Here is a 13,529-nt window from a genome sequence, read left to right on the forward strand (position 1 = left end):
GGCATAGGGCACGGGAACGCCAGCGTGACCGACATGGCGGCAGGCGTCCTGCGGTGGCTTGGCGAGCAAGGGACGTTCATCGCCACCGTCGGGACGGGCTTCGTGGTGGCGGCGCTCGCCTCCGTCATGAACAACATGCCCGCCACGCTCGTCGGGGCGCTTGCCATCGATCGTGCGGACGTGGCTCCCCTGACCCGCGAGCTCATGGTCTACGCCAACGTCGTGGGCAACGACCTCGGGCCGAAGCTCACGCCGATCGGCTCGCTCGCAACCCTCCTTTGGCTTCACGTCCTCGCGGGCAAGGGGCAGCGGATCACGTGGGCCCAGTACATGCGGGTCGGCTTCGTCCTGACCCCGCCCGTACTGCTGGCGACGCTCTTGGCACTCTGGGTGTGGCTCCCGTTCGTGCCGTCCCCGTGAGGGACGCGCGCGGCGCTTGGGCGGACATCGCCGCCCTTGGGGTCAGCCAGATCGTCGGCTACGGAACCCTCTACTACAGCTTCGGCATTCTAGCCCCCGCGATGGCGCGCGACGTCGGGTGGCCGACCGAGTGGGTGTTCGGCACCCTTTCGGTCGCGCTGCTCGCGGGCGGGTTGGTCGCCCCTTGGACGGGGCGCTGGCTCGACCGCTTCGGCGCCGGTCGCGTCATGGCCACGGGGTCGGTCGCGGCCGCCGGTGCGCTGGTCGCCGCCGCCCTCGCTCCGGCGGCTCCCGCCTTCGTCCTCGCGCTCGTCGCGATCGAGGTCGCGTCCACCTTCGTCCAGTACGGGGCCGCCTTCCCCCTGCTGGTCCAGCTTCACCCGGGCACGGCGCAGCGAAGCATCCTGTACCTCACCCTGATCGCCGGGTTCGCCTCGACCCTGTTCTGGCCCCTGACGACGTGGCTGCACGGGACGATGTCGTGGCGGGAGGTTTACCTCGTCTTCGCGGCCATGAACGTCGCGGTCTGCCTGCCCATCCACCTGTGGCTGGCCCGCCGGCCGAAGGCCTCGGCGCTCCCGGCGGTCGAGGCTGAACCCATCGCCCCCGTCACCCCGGCAAGGGGCCTCGTGCCGCCATCCCTTCGGTCTCGGGCCTTCCTCCTGATGGGCATCGCCTTCGCCTTCCAGAGCCTCGTGGTCTCGTCCGTGCTGGTCCACATGCTGCCGATCCTGTCCGCGCTTGGGCTGGGGCTCGCGGGCGTCATGGTCAGCACGGTGTTCGGGCCGGCGCAGGTCGCGGGCCGCTTCACCCTCATGGTGTTCGGGCGGGACCTTTCCCCGCTGGCGCTCGCGGCGATCTCCGCCGCCCTTCTGCCCGCCTCCCTGGTCCTCCTCGCGGCCACCGCGCCGTCGGCCTTCGGCGCCGCCGTCTTCGCGGCCCTGTTCGGCCTCGGGAACGGCCTCTACAGCATCGTCGGGGGCACCCTGCCGCTCGCGCTCTTCGGCCCCGAGGGGTACGGGGCGTTGCAGGGGCGGGTCACGTCCATACGGTTGATCGTCGGCTCAGTGGCGCCGTTCGCCTTCGCCCTTGCGACGGACTGGATAGGCGTCGGCGGCGGTCTGCTGATCACGGCGCTTCTCGGCTGCGCGGCGGTCCTCGCCTTCACCGCCGTCGGGCTCCTCGTCAAGAACGCAGCCTGCGCAGCGTCGAACGCGTCGGCGAATGTCAGCTATGACGCGTAACTGCTCCAGAGCGGACAGTCGCCTTTCCACCCAGGCAAGCCGATCGGCGACGTGGAAGCGGACGCCCGGAAGCGGTCGGACGGGTTTCGACCCAACTTCGCCGTTCGACGGAGTCCCTCGGCAACCCGAAAGCGGCCGTTCCGAGGTCCGAGTTACCCGATGCCGATCGCCACGCCTCCCAACCCGCCGAAGAGCACGACCAGCCAAGGCGGCGCCTTCCAGATCATGAGGAGCACGACGCACGTCAGGGCGAGCGCGAACGATTGCTGGTCGACGACGGCGCTCGTGAAGACCGGATTGTAGAGTGCGGCCCCGAGGATGCCGACGACGGCGGCGTTCGCCCCGCGCATCAGCGCCGGCACGCTCGGTCGTGCCCGCAACGCATCCCAGAACGGCAGCGCGCCAAGCAGCAGGAGAAAACCTGGAAGGAAGATGGCGACCAGCGCGATCGTGGCACCGACTGCGCCGTTGGGCGCAGGTCCCAGCACCGCGCCGAGGTAGGCAGCGAAGGTGAACAGCGGGCCCGGCATCGCCTGCGCGGCCCCGTAGCCCGCAAGGAACGCGTCGGGAGAGACCCAACCCGTCCGGACGGTCTCGGCTTCAAGGAGGGGAAGCACCACATGGCCGCCTCCGAACACCAGCGACCCGGAACGGTAGAAGGCGTCGAACAGGGCAAGCGACTGCGACCCGGTGCCCGTCGCCAGCAGGGGTAACCCGATGAGCAGGACGGCGAACAAGGCCAGGCAAGCGACGCCGATCTTGCGTGGGATGCCGAAGGACAGATGGTTCGGAGCCGCCGCCGCGTCCCCGCGACTCCATACGAGGCCGGCGAGAGCGCCGAGGACGATCGCCGCGATCTGCCCGAGCGCGCTTCCCGAGACGACGAGGACGAGGACGGCGCCCAGCGCGATGGTCGCTCGTTCCCGATCGGGGCACAGGCTGCGCGCCATGCCCCAGACCGCCTGCGCCACGATCGCCACTGCAACGATCTTGAGGCCCGTGATGACGCCGTGCCCGATCGGACCGCCGAACACGTCGGCCCCGTAGGCGAAGGCGAGGAGCAGGATCGCCGACGGCAGCGTGAAGGCGAGGAAGGCGGCAAGCGCCCCGGGCAGTCCCGCCCGCAGAAAACCCAGCGCGAAGCCGACCTGGCTCGATGCGGGACCTGGCAGGAACTGGCAGAGGGCGACGAGGTCGGCGTAACCGCTCTCGCCGATCCAGCGTCGCCGCTCGACGAGTTCGGCACGGAAGTACCCTAGATGGGCGATCGGGCCGCCGAACGAGGTGAGGCCGAGCTTCAGGAAGACGCGGAAGACCTCACCAAAGCTTCCTTGCGCCGCGCCGGCATGAACTGTGTGGACGTGGTCGGTCATGGCACTCCCGGCATCGCACTGAACTTCGGAGACGGACGGACGCAACCGCGCCCCTCCCGCTTCCTTTCCTGCGTCGTATAGAAGTTTCGTGACGTTCGTCCGTCGCGCTCCGTGTTGCCCGTGAGATACAGGAACTCGCCATGTCGTCCACACCGCTCGTCACCTTCTCAGACCTCGATGCGCTCGGTCCGATCCGGCTCCTATACGTGGCCGCCGGAGACGAACGTCCCGATGGCCTCACGTGCGTTCCGATCGAAGACTGGATCGAAAGGGCGAAGCAAAGCCGGTCGGGGTTCGACGACGTGGCGTTCTGGACGGGCGAACTCGAAGCGCTTGGCGTCGGGCCCGATGCGATGAGCGTGGTGCTCGACGACGGGCGCATGACCGAGGCCGCCAGGGTCTGGTTCATCCTCCAGTACTTCGGCCTGCCCGTGGCGGTCCTCAACGGCGGCCTCACCGCGCTGACCTCCGTCCCGGCGCAGGCCGCTCCCGCGACGGGACCGCTGCACGTCGAGCCCGGCACCGGACGCGTCGGGCTGCGGAGCCGGGACGGCTTGAAGGAGGGTCTCTCTGACGTCCAGGTCTTCGACGCGCGGACCGCGGCCGAGTTCCGCGGCGAGGACCTGAAGGGCAACGCGCGGGGCGGACATCTGCCGGGCGCGGCGAACCTCTCGCATGACCGTCTTCTCGACGGGATGCACCTGCGTCCTGCGGAGGAGATCGGTCAACTCCTCGACGCGGCGGGGCTGGACCGCTCCAAACCGCTTGTCGCGCACTGCAACGCAGGAGGCCGCGCCGCTTTAGCCGCGCTCGCCGCTGTGACGGCCGGCCGGGACAACGTCGAGGTCTACTACCTCAGCTTCGCGGACTGGGCTGCCGACGAGAGCTGCCCGATCTACAAGCCCTAGCTGGAAGGCGAATCAAACTACGTCCAGCACGCCGAGGGGACGGTCTCGTCACCCCGCTTGGGCACCAGGAACGCGTAGAAGGGCATCATCCCCGTGTGATAAGCTTCAGCGAATGCCTTGGGAGATGTTCCTCCATGCTGCCCATGATGCCCGGACCCGACCCTCGTTCCTTTGGCTTGATAGCGATCGCCGTCGTGGTCGTCATCGGCGGTGGAGCAGTCGCGCTGTTCGGGTTTATGGGCTGGGAGGTCTCCCAACTCGTTGCAGCCTGCTAGACAGGGATCCACCATGCCCAAGGTGCCGTCGCCCTGCACCGACGTCTGCCAGTACGACGCCCGCAACCAGTGGTGCCTCGGATGCGGGCGGACGCGCGACGAGATCAAGACCTGGCAGAAGCTGACCCCGTTCCGGCGGACGGCACTGGAGCGAGAACTACGCCGCCGGCTGGACCGTCTGGATGGGACCAAGGCGCGGCCCCGCTGACAGCCAGGTGGCCGCACCGGGACGCTTCGGGAGCGGCCGCTGGGCCGCTCCTTCGAGAGGTGCGTTCCCGGCCTACTTGGCGAGCGCCTCGACGCGGGCCGTCATCTCCTCGATCTCCTTTTTCTGCGCGTCAATGATCATCCGGGCCATCTCCTTGGACTTCTCGTCCTTGCCCATCTTCAGCTCGACCTCGGACATGGCGATTGCCCCCTGGTGATGGGCGATCATCCCGCAGTTGAAGGCGAGGTCGGGGTCCTTGATCATCGCGGCCTTCATCATCGGGCCGTGCATCATCATCATGACCTTGTGATTGGCCTTCTGGACCTCGTCCATCCGGCCGGCGGGCATCGATGCCTGCATGCCCTCCATCATCTTCGACATGTCGATGAATCCGGCCGCGGCCTCACAGACCTCCGGGAGCGACATCGCACCTTTGCCATGTCCGGCCATCGAGTGGCCCTCCTGGGCGACCGCGGCGAACGGGAACGCCGCGACGGCGACGGCGATGAGAATCTTGCGCATGGTGGTTCTCCTTGGATGGCCCTCGGGCCTTGGGGTGGGTCTTCGGCGTGGCGGCGGGTCGCTGCCCCGGACGTTCAGTTGAACTTGGCCTGCGAGGTCTTCCCGTCGGGGCCGGTGAGTTGGACGGCGCCCTTCACCGGCCCTTCGGTGGGGGCAGCGAGCGTCCCCGACAAGAAGCCACCCGCCGGCGCGAGCGTGACGCGGGTCGGCTTGCCGCCGACGAGGACAACGGCGGTGCCCTTGAACCCGTCTGGTGCAAGGGGCGCGTCCGCGGCGTCGCTGACGAACACCTTCACCTCCGTCCCGGCGGCGACGAGCTCGACGTGGTGGGCGCCCGCGTCGACGAGCGTGCCGCCGTTCGGGCCCTTGCGGGGTTCGTGGGCGTAGGTTGCCCCGGTCGCCAGCAAGGCGGCGACGACGGCGATTGCGCGGATGGTCATGGTTTGGGTCTCCGTGGGTGTCAGAAGGAGTGTGCCGCGGCCGGACCGGACGCCGTGTCGGCTCCCTCCGGCACGGCTTGGCGGGCGGCCTTGACCAGTCGCTTCAGCGGCTTCTCGCCGTAGCGCAGGAAGAGGACGGGGGTCAGGAAGGTGTCGAGCAGCGTCGAGGACACGAGGCCGCCGAAGATCGTCACCGCGACGGGGTGGAGGATCTCCTTGCCCGGCGCCGACGCGTCGATCATCAGCGGCACCAGCGCGACGCCGGCCGACAGCGCGGTCATCAGGACCGGGGTGAGCCGCTCCAGGCTGCCGCGCATCACGAGGTCGCGCCCGAAGGGCATCCCCTCGTGGATCGACAGGTTGATGTAGTGGCTGATCTTCAGGATCCCGTTCCGGGCCGCGATGCCCGTCAGGGTGATGAAGCCGATCATCGAGGCGACCGAGAGCGGCTGTCCCGAGAACCAAAGGGCCGCGACCGAGCCGATCAGGGCGAGCGGGATGCTGCCGAGGATGATCAGCGTGAACACGGCCGAGCGGTAGCGGCTGTAGAGGATCGCGAAGATCATCGCGAGCGAGACGAGGGACAGGAGCCCGATCGTGCGGCTCGCCTCCTCCTGGGCCTGGAACGTGCCCTCGAGGCTGGTCGAGAAGCCGGGCGGCAGGGCCGCCGAGGCGACCTCGGCCCGGATCCGCTCGATGACCTCGGCCATGTTCGCGTCGCCGGACGCGTTCGCGAGCACCACCACGCGGCGCTGCCCGTTCTCGCGCAGGATCTGGTTCGGCCCGTCCGTCTCCCTGACCTCCGCCAGTTCGCGGACGGGGACCCAGCCTGCCGGCGTCTCGATCAGGAGGTCGCCGAGCGCGCCCGTTGTGCGCTCCGTGTCCCCGAGCCGCATGACGACGTCGTAGGTCCGGTTGCCGTCGACGAGGCGCGAGACGACGCGCCCGTTGGAAAGCTGCTCCAGCTCCTCCGTCACCTTGGCTGGCTGGATCCCGAACAGCGCGGCCCGGGCGTAGTCGACCCGGATCTCGAGCTGCGGGATGCGGACCTGCTTCTCCACCTGGAGGTCGACGACGCCGGGGACGGTCGCGAGGCGCCCCCTCAGGCTCTCGGCGACGCTGCGCAGCGTGTCGATGTCCTCGCCGAACACCTTCAGGGCGATCTGGGCGCGCACGCCCGACAGCATGTGGTCGAGGCGGTGCGAGATCGGCTGGCCGACGTTGACCGAGACCGGGAGGACGGACAGACGCGAGCGGATGTCCGCCTCGATCGCCGCCTTCGGGCGCCCCGTCTCCAGGTCGACCTCGATCTCGGACGAGTGCACGCCCTCGGCATGCTCGTCGAGTTCGGCGCGTCCCGTCCGGCGCCCGACGACGGAGACCTCCGGCACCTCCATGATCAGGCGTTCGGCGATGAGCCCGACGCGGTGCGACTCCGCCAGCGAGATGCCGGGGTTGAAGGCCATATTGATGGTGAGCGTGCCCTCGTTGAACGGCGGCAGGAACGCGCGCGGCAGCGCGGTCGCCGCGACCGCCGCGACGCCGACCCCCAGCACGGCGAACGCCATCAGGGTCCGCGGCCAGCGGAAGGCGCGGTCGAGGAGCACGCGGTTGCCCGCCTTCAGCCAGCGCACGAGGAAGCTCTCGTGCTCGTCGAGGCGCTTCAGTCCGGGCAAGAGGTAGTAAGCCATCACCGGGGTCAGCGTGATCGACACCACGAGGCTGGCGAGGATTGAGACGATGTAGGCCTGGCCCAGCGGCGCGAAGAGCCGTCCCTCGATGCCCGAAAGGGCGAAGAGCGGCACGAACACGAGGACGATGATGACCGTCGCGTAGACGATGCCGGAGCGCACCTCCTGCGAGGCGGAGACGACGACGTCGAAGACCGAGCGCGGATTGCCGAGCTCCCGGTTCTCCCGGAGGCGACGGAAGATGTTCTCGACGTCCACCACCGCGTCGTCGACGAGTTCGCCGATCGCGATCGCCAGTCCCCCGAGCGTCATCGTGTTGATGGACAGGCTCATGAGGTGGAAGACGATCCCGGTCGCGAGGATCGAGACGGGGATGGCCGTCAGGGAGATGACGGTCGTGCGCACGTTGAGGAGGAAGGCGAAGAGGACCACCGCCACGACGGCGATGGCCTCGAGGAGCACGGTCTCGACGTTCTTGACCGAGGTTTCGATGAAATCGGCCTGACGGAACAGGACCTGGTCGGCCTTGATGCCGTCCGGCAGCGAGGCGGTGACCTCGCCGAGCGCCGCCTCCAACTGCCGGGTCAGGGTGACCGTGTCGACGTCCGGCTGCTTCTCGATCGAGACGACGACGGCAGGCTTGCCCATGTAGCCGGCCTCGCCGCGCTTCTGCCGCGCCCCGAACGAGACGTCGGCAACTTGGCTCAGGAGGACGGGCTGGGTGCCGACGGTCGCGACGACGAGGCTCCTAAGGTCGTCGAGGCTGAGGCTGCGCCCGACGTTCCGGATCAGGAACTCGCGGGCATACTGGTCGGTGAAGCCGCCGCCCGTGTTCGCGCCGAAGGAGGTCAGGGCCGCCTCGACCTGTTCCAGCGTGACCCCGAGGGCGCGTAGCGCCGCCGGGTTCGGCGCGACGCGGTACTGCCGCACCTCGCCGCCGATCGGGATCACCTGCGCGACGCCCGGGACGGAGAGGAGCCGCGGGCGCAGGACCGCGTCTGCGGCCTCGCGCAGCGCCATCGGCGAGACCCCGTCGGGCGCCGTCATGGCGACCAGCATGACCTGGCCCATGATCGACGAGATCGGCCCCATCTGCGGGGTCACCCCGGCCGGGAGCTGGGAGCGGACGAGGGCCAGCTTCTCGGCGATCTGCTGGCGGTTCATGTAGATGTCGGTGTCCCAGTCGAACTCGACATAGACGATCGACAGGCCGACGCCGGAGACCGACCGGACGCGGCTGACGCCGGGCAGCCCGTTCATCTGCGTCTCGATCGGGTACGTTACGAGCTGCTCCACCTCGGGGGGCGCGAGCCCCTCGGCCTCTGTCATCAGCGTGACGGTCGGCCTGTTCAGGTCGGGGAAGACGTCGACGGGCAGCCGCGAGGAGACGAACGCGCCGTAGAGGACGAGCACTGCCGCGATCGCGAGCACGAGCATGCGGTTGCGCAGGGACTGCGTGACGAGGAACGTGAACATGGGCGCGGCCTCAACGGATCTGGTTGAGGAGTTCGGCGCCCTCGGTGACGACGCGGCTGCCCGCCTCGATGCCCGCGGCGACGAGGACGCGCTCGGCGTCGAGCGGCTGGACGCGCACCTCCCTCGGCTCGAAGCGCTCGGCCCCGGTGTGGAGGAAGACGATGTCCTGGCCGTTCGAGCCGCGGAGGACGCTGGTGCGCGGCAGCGCGACGCCCGTCTGCGTTTCCTCGGTCTCGGCAAGGACCGTCAGCATCTGGCCGAGGCGAAGCCCCTTCGCTCCGCCCTCGACGCTGAACTGGACCGGGAGCGCCTGCGCACGGTCGGCGAACCCTGCGCCCTCGAACCGCAGCGAGAGGCCTTCCGTCCCCGCGCCCGTCGCCGAAGCCGCCGAGAACGCCCCGGAGGAGCCGTAGGCCAGCGCCTCGACCCAGAGCCGGGCGGGATCGACGATGTAGAAGACGACGGCGTTGCTCTCCGCCATCTGGCCGGCGACGGCGTTGGCTGCGGCGACGACGCCCGAGACGGAGGCGACGAGAGGCTCCGGCTTCACCTGCACCTGGTCGATCGCGGCGCGGCGGTCGCGCAGGCCCTGAAGCTCGATCCTCGTCTCGTCGAGCGTTGTCTTGGCGACCGCCCCGCTCCGAACCAGTGTCTCGGACCGTCGGACCCTCTGCTCGGCGATCGAGATCGCCTGGTCGAGCTCGCTGAGGCGCTGTTGGAGGTCCGACTGGTCGATCGTCTGGATCGCCGAGGAGACGTAGGCGAGGACGTCCCCCGCCTCGACCTTGGAGCCGAGACGCGGGAAGCCACCCGGCGGCGGGGAAAGCCGTCCGGCGACGGACGACTGAACGTAGCCGCTGGCGTTCGGGTCGGGGATCACGCGGCCGGGCATCTCGACGCTGCGGCGGTGGTCCGCTGGCGCGGTCTTGACCGTGCGGATGGCAAGAATGCGCTGCGAGGGCTTCGGCACAAACACCGCGCCGTCGGGGAGCCGTTGCGCAAGGTCCCGTGATCCTGCCGCGCCTGCTGCCGCCATCGGCATGGCGGCCGGAAGCGTGCCGTGGTCGTGCCCCTCGTGCGCGAGGGCGAGCGACCAGCCGAAGAGGAGGACGAGGGCCGTCGCCGTCCCGGCCGCGAGCAGGACCCTCCTGCGAAGGAGAGCCATGGCGAGGATACCGAGGGCGAAGCCGAGCGCGCCGACGGTCAGGAGGGCGGGGTCGTTGCGCGACAGCCTGTCCTTCAGGTCGACGGACAGGGCCTCCCGCACCTCCGTCGCGAGGGCCGAGCCAACGAGCCAGCCCCCGCCCGCAGCCACGACAGGCGCGGGCGTCTCGGGGATGGTCAGGGTCGTGGTGAGGAAGTCGACGTCGGTCCCGCTCGTGACGGTCGCGATCAGGTCATGGGCGCCGGGCTGCCGGACCCAGTCCGCCTCCAAACGGTAGAGGTCGCCGACCGCGGCCGCGGTCGCCGGGCCGGCGGGCGTGTCGATCTCGACCGTCGCGCCGACGACGGGTTCGTTGGTGTCGAAGCGGTCGAGGTGGATCTCGAGGGCGTTCCCCCGGGCCACGGCAACGAGCTCGAACAGCGCGCTCTGCGCCTCGGCGCGGGGAGCGGCCTGCGCGGATACGGTCGGCGGCGGCGTGCCGTGGTCGTGGCCCTCATGGGCGAACGACGGCGACGCGAGCGCCAGGACGGCCATCACGGCCGCGGTCAGGATACGGGAGGTCACGGGAAAAGCCCACGGTCTGGAACATCGCTCGGGGCGCGCGGACGCACCCGTTCAGAATGTCAGACGAGGGCTCGGGGAGGCCTGACGGGACCGTCGACGACGGCGCCGCGGATGGCGTTCGGCTCCAAGGGGCGGCCATGCCCGGCGGGACGGACCCCGGGAAGCGCCCAAAGGGGGCTGATGACCGCCGCCGTCATGCAGTTGGACATGCCGTTGCCGCAGCAAGATGTTCCGGCACCGCGATGTTCGGTGGATCCGTCGGCTCCAACCGCCGCGATGGCCTGCGTGCCTGCCTCGGTGCCGACAGAGGCTTCACCCGCCGCGTCGGTCTCGACGGAAACCTGAACGGCCGGGGCGTCGTGGTTGGCATGGGCCTGCGCCGCCGACGAACAGAACAGCACGATGCCGACGACCACGAGGGTCGCGAACAGCGATGCCACCTTGTTCAGGAGGAACGACATGCGGGCCTGGGGTCTCCAACGGACGGGGTCGGCATTCACGACAGTGCAATCGAGCCGAAATTAGGCCGGAAGAGCATCGGCGTCATCCCCCTTCCGAAATATGGTGAGACTCCCGCTGCGGGAACGGGCCGGATGGTCAGCGTTCGGTTTGGGTAGTTCGAAGACGAACTTCCCCATCGTTGCGAAGACAACGGCATTGCCGACATCGCATGTGGAGCCCTACGTCCGTCCTTGACGCCGCCTTCGCCGATTTCCAAATTAACCATCGCCCGGCTCGCGGGAGCCGGACCTGTGCCTCCGGCATGTCGCGCGGCGGCACAGCGTATCCATGTTGCTCAATGGAGGATGTGGCTATGCAAACCCCATACGGAACGGAACACGGCCGGATCCAAGCCGGACTGCCCTCGAACGCCGAGGGCTCCCCAATGCCCGGCGCGGACACCTTCAATCATCCCGATCAGGTCCTCTCGGCGGCCGGGCTCAAGAAGGGCCAGAAGCGCATGCTTCTAGCCTCTTGGGCTTCGGACCTCCGGGCCGTCGAGGACGCGCCCGCGCTCCGTCGGCTCGACAGCGGTGCCGTGGTCTCGATCGATGACATACTGGAGGCCATGACGGCGCTCGACGGACATGAGGGGCCTGTTCGAAACGGGACGGAAGCCCGGTTCGCGCCCAGACGGACGAACCGTGTCCTCGCAAGGCTCAAGCGCCGTCGTCCGGCACTGTGGACGGATCGGGACGACGACCGGCCTCCTCCGTCCGCGGCGGCGGCGAGGCCGTTCTTGCCGATCATCATCGAGGCTCTCGCCAAGTCGGCATAATTTGGAAGAGCGTGCCTTCCGGGCAGGTTTCTACCGAGCCAAACCCTTAACACGGGCAGCCATCTGTCTCTGACGGTTCGGAAGCCAACGTCTGCTTCTGCTAATATAGCTTGCGGAAGCAGACAGTCCGGAAACCACCCCATTCAGGCGTCCGCTGATCCAAAGACCTTCGCACAATAAGTAGTGATGGCGTCCGCCCGCTCGGCCGGGCCGCGGAACGCGATATGCCCGTCCGGTCGCACGAGCACCAGCGCGGGCGAAGATCCAACGCCGTAGGCGGCATGAGCTTCCCCGTCAAGGTCAGAGAGCGCAACCGCATCCCCCGCCTCGGCAATCGCCGCGCCAAGTACAAGGCGCGGGCGCACCCAGTCCCAGCTACCGACGGCATCGATCGCATTGCGTATGGTCGAAAGCGCGTCGGCTTGGCGCCCGTCGAAGAGGAGAAGCGACCATCCGAAGGTGCGGCCGTCCGGGTTGTAGATATGAGCGAACAGCGTCGTTGACGCGCCGTCGGCCGCAATCACCGGCGCATCCGGCGCCCGCTCGCCCGGCTTGGGCGCATCGCGATGCCAAAGGCCGTGCAGCATACCGAAGGCATCCTCGTTGAGCGGGCTCGTGGGATAGGCGACGGAGAGCTGCTGAAGGTCGTCCGTGCCCTGAAGCAGCGAGCCGATGTCGGGCCGAACGGCGGCGGCGACGTTTACCGCCGCGTCCTTCAGCCTCCCGCGGTAGACGCTGTTCTGAAACCCCTGCATCTGCTGCTTGTCGAGGCGCCGGTGCTCGCCGCCGCGTTCGGTGTCGTAGGAGTCGAGAAGTACGGGCTCGGCGTGGCCTTGCAGCACCGTAGCCAGCCGCCAGGCGAGACCCACCGCGTCGTGGAAGCCGGCGTTCATGCCTTGGCCGCCGGCCGGCAGCGTCAGGTGTCCGGCATCGCCGACCAGGAACACCCGGTCCTTGCGGTAGTGGGGCGCGACGCCGTGCTGGAAGCGGCTGTGCGTCAGCCAGATCGGGTCGGTGAGCGTCAGCGTCTCGTCCTCAGTCACCTCGCGGGCGATCACCTGCATCTCCTCCAGGGTCGGGTCGCGGTCGGGAATGCCGGTGTCGTCGGCCAGGAAGAACAAGCGGTGGTAGCCGCCCCAGACCGGCAGGACGCCGCAGAAGCCGCGGGGGTAGTAGAAGAACCAGAGATGGTCGTGGTCGGTCGAGCGGCGCCAGGAGAGCTTGGCGTCGAGCTGTCGGTTCATGCAGTTCGGCAGCTTCTCCGGCTCGAAGTCGAGGCCGAGCTCGCGGCGAACGAAGCCTGCACCGCCATCTGCGCCGACGAGGTAGCGACAGCGCACGTGCTCGGGCTCGCCGGAAGCGTTGCCGTCCGCATCGATGGCCGCGACCTCGACCGTCGCGCCGTCCTCGTCCTGCCGGAAGCCCACGACCTTGCGCCCACGCTCCAGGCGGCCGCCCTTGCGCTCGATCTGGTCGCTCAGCACCGTCTCGATCACGTCCTGCCCGCTGTAGAGCACGGGGCCGAAGGGGCTGGCGACGTCGGCGATGGCGATCGGATCGACCGGCCGACCGTTCAGAAGGGTGTTCACCTTCGTGATCGCGTAGGCCTTCTCGGCAAGGGCATCGCGGATGCCGATGCTGGCGAGCAGTTCCTGCGGCCGGGCCCAAAGGTTGTTTGCGCGCGAGTAGGGTTTGGGCTCGGTCCGGCTCTCGAAGATGCGGAACGCAACGCCATGGTGAGCGAGCGCGCAGGCGGTGGTGAGGCCGATCGGGCCGCCGCCCATGATGACGACATCGGTGTCGAAGCTGTCCGACTGGGGAGCAGACATGGGGATCCTTTCGCCGCAATTGCCGCGGCTGTGACTGGAGACTGGGAGACTGGAGACTGGAGACTGGAGACTGGAGACTCTGTCTCTTATACCACTCTGACGCCGCCGACGACCCTCTCGGTTGTGAACTAGGTG

General features: G+C 68.9%; 12 protein-coding genes. 5 read left to right on the plus strand and 7 right to left on the minus strand.

Annotated features, from left to right (window positions below; translation table 11 throughout):
* Positions 1 to 420, plus strand: a 420-nt coding sequence (locus tag NS365_RS01300) for an ArsB/NhaD family transporter (protein ID WP_275477544.1), incomplete at its 5' end; no start/stop codon positions are given.
* On the plus strand, positions 417 to 1,664 hold the full coding sequence (gene arsK, locus NS365_RS01305; RefSeq protein ID WP_153003607.1) for an arsenite efflux MFS transporter ArsK: 1,248 nt from the start codon (positions 417 to 419) through the stop codon (positions 1,662 to 1,664). The genes NS365_RS01300 and arsK, both read left to right, overlap by 4 nt.
* A 152-nt stretch (positions 1,665 to 1,816) precedes the next feature.
* On the opposite strand, the gene chrA is transcribed toward arsK, so the two are convergent.
* The gene (gene chrA / locus NS365_RS01310) at positions 1,817 to 3,037 is read right to left on the minus strand and encodes a chromate efflux transporter (protein ID WP_058598479.1); all 1,221 of its coding nucleotides are present in this window, start codon (positions 3,035 to 3,037) and stop codon (positions 1,817 to 1,819) included.
* 140 nt (positions 3,038 to 3,177) lie between these two features.
* Between chrA and NS365_RS01315 the strand changes: the two genes are divergently transcribed.
* Positions 3,178 to 3,945 carry a sulfurtransferase gene (locus NS365_RS01315; RefSeq protein WP_058598480.1) on the plus strand — a complete coding sequence of 256 codons (768 nt, stop codon included), beginning with the start codon at positions 3,178 to 3,180 and terminating at the stop codon, positions 3,943 to 3,945.
* A 288-nt stretch (positions 3,946 to 4,233) separates the two neighbouring features.
* Positions 4,234 to 4,428, plus strand: a complete 195-nt coding sequence (locus tag NS365_RS01320) for a DUF1289 domain-containing protein (RefSeq protein ID WP_058598481.1) — start codon at positions 4,234 to 4,236, stop codon at positions 4,426 to 4,428.
* 72 nt (positions 4,429 to 4,500) lie between these two features.
* On the opposite strand, the gene NS365_RS01325 is transcribed toward NS365_RS01320, so the two are convergent.
* From NS365_RS01325 to NS365_RS01345, 5 genes are all read right to left on the minus strand, one after another.
* Positions 4,501 to 4,950 carry a DUF305 domain-containing protein gene (locus NS365_RS01325; RefSeq protein WP_058598482.1) on the minus strand — a complete coding sequence of 150 codons (450 nt, stop codon included), beginning with the start codon at positions 4,948 to 4,950 and terminating at the stop codon, positions 4,501 to 4,503.
* A 74-nt stretch (positions 4,951 to 5,024) separates the two neighbouring features.
* Entirely contained in the window at positions 5,025 to 5,390 is a 366-nt protein-coding gene (locus NS365_RS01330; protein ID WP_058598483.1) for a hypothetical protein, read from the minus strand.
* A gap of 20 nt (positions 5,391 to 5,410) precedes the next feature.
* Complete coding sequence (locus tag NS365_RS01335) at positions 5,411 to 8,557, minus strand: efflux RND transporter permease subunit (protein ID WP_058598484.1); 3,147 nt, start codon at positions 8,555 to 8,557, stop codon at positions 5,411 to 5,413.
* A 10-nt stretch (positions 8,558 to 8,567) separates the two neighbouring features.
* Positions 8,568 to 10,286 (minus strand): efflux RND transporter periplasmic adaptor subunit, encoded by a 1,719-nt coding sequence (locus NS365_RS01340; protein ID WP_193753360.1) that lies wholly within the window; start codon positions 10,284 to 10,286, stop codon positions 8,568 to 8,570.
* A gap of 59 nt (positions 10,287 to 10,345) precedes the next feature.
* Complete coding sequence (locus NS365_RS01345; protein ID WP_058598485.1) at positions 10,346 to 10,747, minus strand: hypothetical protein; 402 nt, start codon at positions 10,745 to 10,747, stop codon at positions 10,346 to 10,348.
* Positions 10,748 to 11,172: 425 nt separating this feature from the next.
* On the opposite strand from NS365_RS01345, the gene NS365_RS01350 reads away from it, so the two are divergent.
* The gene (locus NS365_RS01350; protein ID WP_058598486.1) at positions 11,173 to 11,565 is read left to right on the plus strand and encodes a hypothetical protein; all 393 of its coding nucleotides are present in this window, start codon (positions 11,173 to 11,175) and stop codon (positions 11,563 to 11,565) included.
* Positions 11,566 to 11,708: 143 nt separating this feature from the next.
* Here NS365_RS01350 and NS365_RS01355 read toward each other — a convergent pair whose 3' ends face one another.
* Positions 11,709 to 13,394 (minus strand): FAD-dependent monooxygenase, encoded by a 1,686-nt coding sequence (locus NS365_RS01355; protein WP_058598487.1) that lies wholly within the window; start codon positions 13,392 to 13,394, stop codon positions 11,709 to 11,711.
* Positions 13,395 to 13,529 lie beyond the last annotated feature (135 nt).

The sequence above is a fragment of the Aureimonas ureilytica genome (assembly GCF_001475935.1).
GTDB classification, from domain to species: Bacteria; Pseudomonadota; Alphaproteobacteria; order Rhizobiales; family Rhizobiaceae; genus Aureimonas; species Aureimonas ureilytica_A.